The organism is Asaia sp. W19 (assembly GCF_003994335.1).
Lineage (GTDB): Bacteria > Pseudomonadota > Alphaproteobacteria > Acetobacterales > Acetobacteraceae > Asaia.
The window spans coordinates 1-9,548 of the sequence record NZ_PNQZ01000050.1; the positions used below are offsets into that span (position 1 = coordinate 1).

Below are 9,548 nucleotides of genomic sequence, written 5' to 3' on the forward strand. Positions count from 1 at the left end.
CTGGGCCGTGTCTCAGTCCCAGTGTGGCTGATCATCCTCTCAGACCAGCTATCGATCATCGCCTTGGTAGGCCTTTACCCCACCAACAAGCTAATCGAACGCAGGCTCCTCCACAGGCGACTCGCGCCTTTGACCCTCAGGTATCATGCGGTATTAGCACCAGTTTCCCGGTGTTATCCCCCACCCATGGATAGATCCCTACGCGTTACTCACCCGTCCGCCACTCACCCCGAAAGGTCCGTGCGACTTGCATGTGTTAAGCATGCCGCCAGCGTTCGCTCTGAGCCAGGATCAAACTCTCAGGTTCAATTCCAGTAGGCCTAAACCCACCAAAACCAAACTATAGATCCCGAAACAAAAAAAACTGACGTCTGTAGTTCTTTCCAAAAAAAAGAATAAATCAGTCAGCACTCTCATCATCAGAACCACTGGTTCAGACAACACCAAAGCGCCGCCAACATATCCCTTCCATTCCTATTCAATTTTCAAAGAACCCTGCCTAAACTACTGATCTCACTCATTCTTTCAGGCAGTCACCGCAGCATCGTCCGCTGCGGTGAACGGGCTTTTAGACCCCCCACACACCACCGTCAACACCATTCTTCAAAAAAATGACATAACCCTTCGAAAAAACTGACCGGAAGATCGAAGGCGAACGCCGGAATAAGGAACGGGAAAAGGGGGCCAAAGCCCCCTCCCCCACTTCCCGAGGCGGAGTCCGAGATCAGAAATCGACGCTTGCCGTACCACCCACGAAGAAGGGCGACGCAACGTAGTAACTTGTGCTCCCTGCAGAGAGCTTGCTGCCGAACACACCCGTCGTGGCCTTGCCATTGGCTGCCGTGCCATTCACGAAGCCGAGGTAGTGATTATTGGTGATGTTCTGCAGATTAAGCTGCAGGACCGGATTCTTCATGAACCCGAAATTATGGAAGCGATAGCCTGCATGGACGTTCATCGTCACATAGCTCGGTATCGAGGTGTCATTGTTGAAGGTCGAGTACTGCTTGCCTACATATTTGAGCGCAAACCCGCTGAAGAGGTGCCCGTCGTCGTAGTCAAGATTAAACGCGACCTGTTGCTTGGGTGTCTGGGGGGCGAATTTGCCCTTGCTGAAGACATAATCCCCATTACTGCCAGCGGCGACATTACTATCGGTGCGCGCGTTGATGTACTCAGCCGAGATATAGGGACGTAGGTGATAGAGAATGGGGCGTGTGCCGATTTCGAAATCGACGCCGTCAGCATGTGACCCCCCGCCATTGATGCTCTGCGAATAATAGGAGCCGTTCGGCAGAACGACCGTCTGCGTATAAAGTCGGTTCGTGAAGTTGTAATGAAAGTAGGTCAGGGTGCTGTTGAAAAGCGAACCCTGATAACGAATGCCCGCCTCTTCGGAAATCGAGATTTCCGGCTTCTGATTCGGGTTTGCCTTGGTACTGTAACCAGCACCCTTCGTGTACGTGCCCGCATCATAAAGCGACGTGTTCATCGGGATACGGAAATTGGTCGTGCCTGAGGCAAAGAGCTGGAACTGGTTGTTCAGCTTGTAACGGATCGAGGCGGCAGGTAGCGGCTCATTCCAATTGCCGTTGATATAGGGCCCGGTAGAGGTGTTCGGCAGGTAGTTCTGCCCCTGGCGCGTGATCATCGCATATTTGAGCCCCCCTTCAATCGTCAAACGGTTGTTCAGAAGGGACAGGGAGTCATCGATGAAAAGCGTGTGGATGCGCGTCTGGGTCAACGTATCACGATATTGCGCCGTGACGCCGTTGGACAGAACGAGGTTCGGACCACCGCCATATTCGTCGAGAGGTGCACCCGTCGCAGGATCGACCAGGCTATAAGGTGCGGTCTGGATCTGCTTGGAATACTCGAACCAGTACCCAACCATCAGGCGGTTTGCGCCAGTATGGAGCGCGAGTTTCGTCACGGCACCCGGGCGGTAGGTCTGGGTGTTCGACGGGTTATAGAGGAGAAGGCTCTTTGTATTGGACGGATTATAAGGACCGATCGAGCCACTGAGAGACTGCGAACCATATTGCTGGCTAGTCAGGCTCTCATTATAGGCGCCCCCACCATTACCATTACCATACCAGAAATACGGTGTTTCGGTCAGCGTCAGATTGTCTGTCAGGGTAAATGTCGACGGAGCGCTGGCATAGATGTTGGTAAAGGGATTCTGGTGCAGCTTGTAATAATTGCCACTGGGTGATTTAGGATTCCACTTCGAGTCATATGTGTAGGTGGTTCCATATTTCTGCCAGTTCGCCAGGCTCATCGATGGAAACAGGGTGCTGTCGCTCTGGTTGCCGACGATCGCGAGCGAGATGCGATTGCCCTCTCCCCACTCATTGACCCATTTTGTCTCGCCATGGAGTTTTTTCTGCGCGCCTGGACCACGCCACGAATCTTCATGCGCCGCAGAGAACGAAATATAGCCCTTGAGATGAGTATTACCAATGCGACCCGTGTCGACACGCCCGAAAATACGGCGCGCGTTATAGCTGCCATAAGTGCCATCGAGGTGACCGCTGAATTTCTCGGTCGGGTCGAGCAGGTACATATTCACCGCGCCGCCCGAGGCACTGATATGGGGGCTATCGAGATCCGCCGAACCCTGTTCGACATTGATTGTCCTCAGATTTTCTGAGTCGACAATCTCCTGCGGATAGACCGCGTAATTACCGATATCGTTAATCGGAAATCCTTCGAGCGTGAATCCGATCTGACTCGCATTGAGGCCGCGCAGGGTAAGATTGCCGCCATTCAGACCGAGCGGGTCTACCGAGGTAGTGTTCACGCCGGGGAGCATGGCAATGAGCTGCATCGGATTCAGGCCCGGCGTCTGCTTGGCGATGAATTCCTGTGTCACGGTGGAGCGCGACTTGGCAGCATCCTCATGAACCATGAGACCGCCGCCAGCAGCCGTGTGGCGGCTTGCGCGCACCTGCACCGTCTCGCTCTTGGCAGCGTCTGTCGGTGCAGTCGAGCCCATCATGGACGGGCCGTCATCAGCCTTCGCAACTGTTTTGGGAGCGGTCGCTTTCCGGGAGCTACCCGCGCTGGAGGACAGGCTCACCTGTGCCGAAGCCGCGGAGACCTGCAACGCGAGGACGGAAGTCGCACAAAGAAAAAAGCGGGCTCTCACACTCATTATCGTTCCTGAAGTTCATCGGCTGATCGTTAACTAGGCTTAACGAATTCACGATAGCCATTAACACGAGGGCGAAACAATCACGATGAAACTTTCATGACGATACGATTCCAATAAGTCGTTTCTTTTCAGAAACATATGTAACAAAACTATCCAAACGGTCATTTTCTGCATGGGCGTCAACCCAATGGACCTTCCTCCTCATACAGCGGCTCACTCCGCGCGATTCGACGCACCCGAGCACCCTCGCAGCCAGATGAAGCCCCGTATTCTCAAGCCACACACACAGTCTTTACCGTGAGAACGGTGCCATCATATTGATAGACTCAAATACGTTCTCTACTTTCGTCTGGTCAGTATTTGTTTTTGAAGTCTTCTATTATGCGATCAACTCGACACTTTCGGCTTTTAATCGCGTTCGGCGCTTTAGCATCCCAACCCGTGTATGCTGCGAACCAGCAGGTGCCTGCGCACGAGGCTCCCGCACCGCCCCAGCCAACGCGCCTCCCCTGGATCCACGGCCCGGCAATCACGCGTATCGAAGGAGGCTCCGATATGCGTATCCCTGCAGGTTTCGAATTGCTCGTGCCGCCAGACGGGAAAAAGCTCCTCGCACTCATGGGCAACCCGACGACCGCGTCTGACGATCGCACCTACATCTTGCAACCGGAGGACGCAGGGCAGGATTGGTTCATGGAGTTTTCGTATCGCGACGCGGGTCATGTGGATGACACGGATACGATCGACGCGGACAAACTCCTTGCGATGATGAGCAAATATTCGCTTGAGGACAATGAAGTCCGAAAAGCGCGGCATCTTCCCGCGCTCGACCTCGTCGGCTGGCAAACAACGCCGCGCTACGATCCGCAGACTCATCGCCTCGAATGGGCCTACAGGTACAAGACGCATACGGACGACCTCATCTCCAACCTGCATACGCGCGTCCTCACCCGCACAGGCTATTATCGTGTCCTCATGGTCGGCGATGTTGCGACCTATGATGAGGACATGAAGGCCTTCAACACCGCCCTAACCTTTCTTCATCCCCTGCCCGGCAATCGCTACAGCGATTTTGAAACAGGCGACAAGCTTGCCCGGTATGGGCTTATGGGTCTGATGGGAGGTGGTGCCGCTGCCCTTGCCGTGAAAACGGGACTGGCAGGGGGCGCCTTGGCTCTTATCGTCAAAATCGGCTCTGCACTTCTGAGTTCGAAGGCGATCGTTGCCGTCATAGCTTTCCTTGCCCTCCTGTGGGCTCGGCTCAAGTCCCTCTTCTCGCGCCGGAAAGGAAAGTAGTTGCAGTATCTGAGCGCGCCTCTTGTGTTCGGCCTTTGCGCAGCTATCGGATTCTGGGCGATCATGAAGATCCTGCCCAAACGTAGCAAACCGCCCGAGGCACGCGAAACCGCGCCTGCCCCGAGCGAAAGCCCGCCATGGGACGGAGGGAACACCCCCCACCAGTTTGGAAGCAGACACGGCAAGGAATGACGTCGAGATTCCTGGACGAAGCTTGCCGCTCTTATTTTGAACTATGAAAGTTTTTGGCTGGGGGACCTGGATTCGAACCAGGGCTGACCGGGTCAGAGCCGGTAGTTCTACCGCTAAACTATCCCCCAGCATCTGCGCAGAAGCTGTTTGCCTTGCGGTGGCGGTGAGATAGCACCCGCCCCCACGGGCCGCAACCCCCCTTTCGGCATTTTTTTTCATAAATCGCTCATCCCGCACGTATAAAGTGCTTGCTGCGACCTGAGCGCGCTATCACATTGTTTTTGACGCAAGATTCACCGATGCGGCCAGGGAAGAGGGAGGACGATCATGGGCTACAGCCGTAGCGAGGCGCTATCGTCTCACATGCCAAATGGCGCTCTCCCGCGGCATTTCGCCGCTCTCGATCTTGGAACGAATAATTGCCGCATGATGATCGCGCGCAGGACGCATCACGGCGTGCAGATTCTGGATCGACAAAACAGGATGGTGTGCCTGGGTGAAGGGCTGGTTGAAACGGGGGAGTTGAGTTCCCGGGCCATGGACCGGGCGGTGCGGACACTTGAAGGGTATGCCGCGCGTATGAAGGGACTGGCCGATTTACAGGTCAGGGCCGTCGCAACCGAAGCGTGCAGGCGCGCCCTCAATCGCGACCGCTTCCTGTCGCGTGTCTTTGCAGAAACGGGGCTGTCTCTGGAGATCATCTCCCCTCGCGAGGAGGTCGAGCTGGCGGTGGAAGGATGCCGGGGACTCCTGCATCGCAACCGCGCCGCCGGGCAGAGAGCCATTGTTTTCGACATTGGCGGCGGGTCAACCGAGATCGCCTGGTTGCGCCTTGATCCTATGACACGCGGGCATGAGTTGATCAGTCTCGTCAGCTTGCCCTATGGCGTTGTCACCCTGTCGGAACAATTTGGACACGCGCGCGGGTCCATTGATGCCGTTAGTCAGGCAGCGCTTTATGAGGCCATGATCAAGGCCGTGCAGGAACCTCTCCGGCAGTTCGAGACGATTCACCAGATCGGTCGCGAAATGCAGGCGGGTGCCGTGCAAATGCTGGGCACCAGCGGCACAGTCACGACCCTGGCAAGCATGGCTCAGGATCTGCCGCGATACAGCCGCATGGCGGTGGATGGCTTCACCCTGACCGATCGTGCTGCCCACGATGCGATCACCGTCGTGAAGGCCACGTTATGCGGTGCGGAGGCGGCACCTTCTTCCCTCTCAGCCGACAGGCAGCACTTCATGCTGCCGGGCTGTGCGATATTCGAGGCGATTCACAGGGTCTGGCCGATGCAGGAGATCATCGTTGCCGATCGCGGGTTGCGTGACGGTATGGTCGCACGCATGGCAACCCAAGCGCGCAGCAGTCGGGTCATCCCGCACGGACAGGCACGTCACGGCGTGAACGCGCTCGGTGGACGCGAATATCGTGGCCATAATGCCTCGTCTTCCTTTATGGGTCGCGCATGACCAGAGATAGTGACAAGCGCGGCCGCAAGCCGGGCAAGCCGACTGAACGACGCATCCCAGGCAAAGCGCTCAAGAGTTCTGCCGCTCCCGGCGAAACGGACAGCGCCCTGGACGGCAGTTCGGTCCAGACGGCGCGGAACAAGACCATCACCCTGCGCACTGCGCGGGGGCGCTCGACTGCGCAGCAGCGTTGGCTGAACCGCCAGTTGAATGACCCCTATGTGGCGGCCGCCCGCAAGCAGGGCTGGCGTTCACGGGCCGCCTTCAAGCTGATCGAGATTGATGACCGACTGAAGCTGATCAAGCCAGGCATGAAGATCATCGATCTGGGTGCTGCCCCCGGAGGATGGACGCAGGTTGCGGTGAAGCGTGGCGCCAGTGAGGTGGTGGGCGTCGACCTGCTTCCGGTGGATCCCGTCAGCGACGCCACGATCATTGAAGGTGATTTCACCGATCCTGACATGCCCGCGCGGCTGATCGACCTTCTGGGTGGCCCGGCCGACCTGGTTCTGTCGGATATGGCACCGAACACGACGGGCCATGCGCCAACCGATCATCTGCGCATCATGGGCCTCGCTGAAGGCGCGCTTGATTTCGCGATGCAGGTGCTGGCGGTCGGCGGAGGTTTTGTGGCGAAGGTCTTCCAAGGGGGCTCCGAGCGGCAGATGCTCGAACCCATGAAGCTCGCATTCTCTCATGTTCGCCACCTCAAGCCGCCTGCATCCCGAAAGGAATCGAGCGAGCTCTACGTGGTGGCAACCGGGTTCAGGCCCGAACGCCTGAATCCCGGCTCCAGCTCAGAGGAGTAATTACTCCGCCACGTCCCACAGCCAGGCGGCGCCGCGTACGCCTGAGCTGTCGCCATGTTTGTTTCGGACGATGGGGGTGGTGCAGGTCGGCGTGATCACGTGACGCGCCAGCAAAGGCGGCACACGCTCGTAAATGCTGTCGAGATTCGAGACGCCTCCACCCAGCACGATGATATCCGGATCGAGGAAGTTGATCGTCAGGGCGCAGGCGCGCGAAAAGCGATCCATGTAGCGATCGAGCGCGCCGATTGCCGCGATGTCTCCGGCAGCCGCAGCCTCTTCGATGCCGGCCGTGTTATGATGCCCGACACCTTTCCAGTCTTTGGCGAGCTCGGGCCCGCAAAGATAGCGCTCAAGGCAGCCTTCATTGCCGCAAAAACACTTTGGCAGCGGGAACTCTTCCATGCGCACCCAGGGGAGCGGCGTGTGGCCCCATTCGCCAGCGATGCTGTGACGACCGCCGATCACCTTTCCGTCAACAACGATACCGGCGCCCATTCCGGTTCCGATGATGATACCAAAGACCGTGCGATTACCCGCCCCTGCGCCGTCAGCGGCTTCGGAGAGCGCGAAGCAATTCGCATCGTTCTCGACGCGCACCGAGCGGTTGAGTGCCCGATCCAGATCGATACCGAAGGGCTGGTTATTAAGCCACGTGGCATTCGCATTCTTGATCAGGCCGGTTTCGGGCGAGATGGAGCCCGGAATGCCGATCCCCAGCGTCGAGCTGAGCTGACCCGGCTTGGCCAGATGGGACGAGACGCTTCCAAGGCGCTGGTCCACGCTGGCGACCAGGTCGCGCACGGCGATCACTGCGTCTTCATAAATTCCCGGATTGGGGACGCGTTCACGCAATTGCAGATCGCCCGCGCGATCGAGAACTGCGATTTCGATCTTCGTCCCACCGAAATCGATGCCGAGGCGATAATCAGCCATCTCATGCCTTACTGATGTTGCTTCTGAAAACTGGCGCGCATGTTGCGGAGGAATAGGATCGGAGTAAAGATCTATTGGCAAAACAGCGCCCGATCTTGAAACACACATCAAGCTGCGCGCATAGTCCCGAATATGACGGTCTCCCCCACAGAAACGCTGCTCGACCTGCGCGGGCTTGCCTGCCCCCTGCCTGTGCTCAAGGCGCATCGCGCGCTCAAAGCGCTCTCCGGGGGTGCCAGGCTACGCGTACTAGCGACGGATCGCGCCAGCGTGGCGGATTTCCAGGCTTTCTGCCGTGAGACGGGACACGCGTTAGTTGCATTCTCTGAAGACGGGGAGACGCTTTCCTTCGTCATCCGTCGCAAATTGGACACAGCTGTGTCTTCCCCTGTTACGGAATAATCATAGTCATTACTTCCTTGGGCTTGGAGAATGGAGTGCGACACGCTATCCCTCCTTCCCATCGAGCCGTTTCTCATAACGGCGATTTTCCGAAACAGCGGAGCGGGACGGCATTTCAGGCATGGACGCACAGCTTTCACAGCTCTCTTTCGAGGATGCCCTGTCGGAGCTCGACAGGATCGTTCGCGGTCTGGAGAGCGGACAGATGAAACTTGAAGATGCGATCAGCGCCTATGAGCGAGGGGCCGCCCTGCGCCGCCATTGTGAAACCAAACTCTCGGAAGCGGAGATGCGTGTGCGAGCGATCACCCAGCGTGACGGCACAACGCAGGCGGTCCCCCTCCCCGAGTTCGACGAGCCTTCTGGCGGAAAAGCCCCATGACGATCACCTCTCCCACCCAGACTGCAACGCCCGAGGCCCTGGCCGCCTCGCTCGGCACTGCAGCCCGCGCCATCGAAGCCACGATCGATCGCCTCCTCCCCATGGTCGAAGGTGACGAATCGGTCTTGATTGACGCGATGCGCTACGCCGCTCTCGGCGGCGGCAAGCGCCTGCGCGGCTATCTTGTGACAGAAATCGCCAGCATTTTCGGTGCCGAGCCGGAAGGCGCTCTGCGCGTTGCGGCCTCAGTCGAGATGCTGCACGCCTATAGTCTCGTCCATGATGATCTGCCGGCAATGGATGACGACGATCTGCGTCGCGGCCAGCCCTCGACGCACAAGCAGTTCGATGAGGCCATTGCGATCCTCGCAGGCGATGCCTTGCAGACTTCCGCCTTCGAGATCCTGGCCGATCATGCCACGCATTCTGATCCTGCGGTCCGTATCGCACTCGTCACGGCGCTGGCTCAGGCTTCGGGTGCGGCAGGCATGGTGGGCGGTCAGGTGGTCGATATCCGAGGCGAAGGCAAAGCGCTTCCCCTCGATCAGGTACGGCGCCTCCATGCCATGAAGACAGGTGCGCTTATCCGCTACGCGGCTGAGGCCGGTGCCATTCTGGGTGGCGCGACACGCGTGCAGCGCGACGCCATCATTGCGTATGGGCGTGATATCGGCACAGCCTTTCAGGTGGCCGATGACGTACTCGACACGACCGCAAGCGCCGAGGAACTCGGCAAGACCGCCGGCAAGGATGAAGCCTCCGGCAAATCCACCTATGTCTCCCTGCTGGGTATCGAGGGTGCACGTGCGGAAGCCGCGCGCCTCTCCGAGCAGGCCACACAGGCCCTGACTTCTTTCGGGGCCGAAGCAGCCGCGCTCAGAGCCCTGGCCCATTACATCGTCGA

The 9,548-nt window shown here is 58.1% G+C and carries 8 protein-coding genes, 1 tRNA gene and 1 rRNA gene; 6 read left to right on the forward strand and 4 right to left on the reverse strand.

The genetic code is table 11. The features are described from left to right. Both C0V97_RS09570 and C0V97_RS09575 read right to left on the reverse strand, forming a co-directional pair. Positions 1 to 307 (reverse strand): 16S ribosomal RNA (locus C0V97_RS09570); the annotation flags it as partial. Between the two features lie 417 nt (positions 308 to 724). Next, complete coding sequence (locus C0V97_RS09575) at positions 725 to 3,001, reverse strand: TonB-dependent receptor (RefSeq protein WP_233582086.1); 2,277 nt, start codon at positions 2,999 to 3,001, stop codon at positions 725 to 727. 711 nt (positions 3,002 to 3,712) lie between these two features. On the opposite strand from C0V97_RS09575, the gene C0V97_RS09580 reads away from it, so the two are divergent. Then, positions 3,713 to 4,453, forward strand: coding sequence for a DUF2167 domain-containing protein (locus C0V97_RS09580; RefSeq protein ID WP_158625395.1), 741 nt, complete (start codon positions 3,713 to 3,715; stop codon positions 4,451 to 4,453). A 246-nt stretch (positions 4,454 to 4,699) separates the two neighbouring features. Here C0V97_RS09580 and C0V97_RS09585 read toward each other — a convergent pair. Beyond that, positions 4,700 to 4,773: transfer RNA gene (locus tag C0V97_RS09585), tRNA-Gln, on the reverse strand. Positions 4,774 to 4,972: 199 nt separating this feature from the next. Between C0V97_RS09585 and C0V97_RS09590 the strand changes: the two genes are divergently transcribed. Both C0V97_RS09590 and C0V97_RS09595 read left to right on the forward strand, forming a co-directional pair. Beyond that, positions 4,973 to 6,115, forward strand: coding sequence for a Ppx/GppA phosphatase family protein (locus C0V97_RS09590; RefSeq protein ID WP_127102391.1), 1,143 nt, complete (start codon positions 4,973 to 4,975; stop codon positions 6,113 to 6,115). Then, positions 6,112 to 6,924, forward strand: coding sequence for an RlmE family RNA methyltransferase (locus C0V97_RS09595; RefSeq protein WP_127102392.1), 813 nt, complete (start codon positions 6,112 to 6,114; stop codon positions 6,922 to 6,924). The genes C0V97_RS09590 and C0V97_RS09595 overlap by 4 nt, the downstream gene beginning before the upstream one ends. Here the strand turns inward: C0V97_RS09595 and C0V97_RS09600 are convergent, their stop codons facing one another. After that, entirely contained in the window at positions 6,925 to 7,860 is a 936-nt protein-coding gene (locus tag C0V97_RS09600; RefSeq protein WP_127102393.1) for an ROK family protein, read from the reverse strand. A gap of 132 nt (positions 7,861 to 7,992) precedes the next feature. Here C0V97_RS09600 and C0V97_RS09605 point away from each other — a divergent pair, with 132 nt between their 5' ends. The 3 genes from C0V97_RS09605 to C0V97_RS09615 form a co-directional block, all read left to right on the forward strand. Continuing rightward, positions 7,993 to 8,262: a sulfurtransferase TusA family protein gene (locus C0V97_RS09605; RefSeq protein WP_127102394.1), complete on the forward strand. Its 270-nt coding sequence runs from the start codon at positions 7,993 to 7,995 to the stop codon at positions 8,260 to 8,262. A gap of 121 nt (positions 8,263 to 8,383) precedes the next feature. Then, a complete protein-coding gene (locus C0V97_RS09610) occupies positions 8,384 to 8,644 on the forward strand; it encodes an exodeoxyribonuclease VII small subunit (RefSeq protein ID WP_127102395.1) in 261 nt (86 codons plus the stop codon). Then, the coding region (locus tag C0V97_RS09615; RefSeq protein WP_148114932.1) for a polyprenyl synthetase family protein at positions 8,641 to 9,548 on the forward strand (908 nt) is incomplete at its 3' end. The genes C0V97_RS09610 and C0V97_RS09615, both read left to right, overlap by 4 nt.

Bases quoted from the DNA above. Each gene is read 5' to 3' on its own strand.
- C0V97_RS09590 (WP_127102391.1), top strand. From the start codon at position 4,973: ATGGGCTACAGCCGTAGCGAGGCGCTATCGTCTCACATGCCAAATGGC.
- C0V97_RS09610 (WP_127102395.1), top strand. From the start codon at position 8,384: ATGGACGCACAGCTTTCACAGCTCTCTTTCGAGGATGCCCTGTCGGAG.
- C0V97_RS09600 (WP_127102393.1), bottom strand. From the start codon at position 7,860: ATGGCTGATTATCGCCTCGGCATCGATTTCGGTGGGACGAAGATCGAA.
- C0V97_RS09580 (WP_158625395.1), top strand. From the start codon at position 3,713: ATGCGTATCCCTGCAGGTTTCGAATTGCTCGTGCCGCCAGACGGGAAA.
- C0V97_RS09575 (WP_233582086.1), bottom strand. From the start codon at position 3,001: ATGATGGGCTCGACTGCACCGACAGACGCTGCCAAGAGCGAGACGGTG.
- C0V97_RS09605 (WP_127102394.1), top strand. From the start codon at position 7,993: ATGACGGTCTCCCCCACAGAAACGCTGCTCGACCTGCGCGGGCTTGCC.
- C0V97_RS09595 (WP_127102392.1), top strand. From the start codon at position 6,112: ATGACCAGAGATAGTGACAAGCGCGGCCGCAAGCCGGGCAAGCCGACT.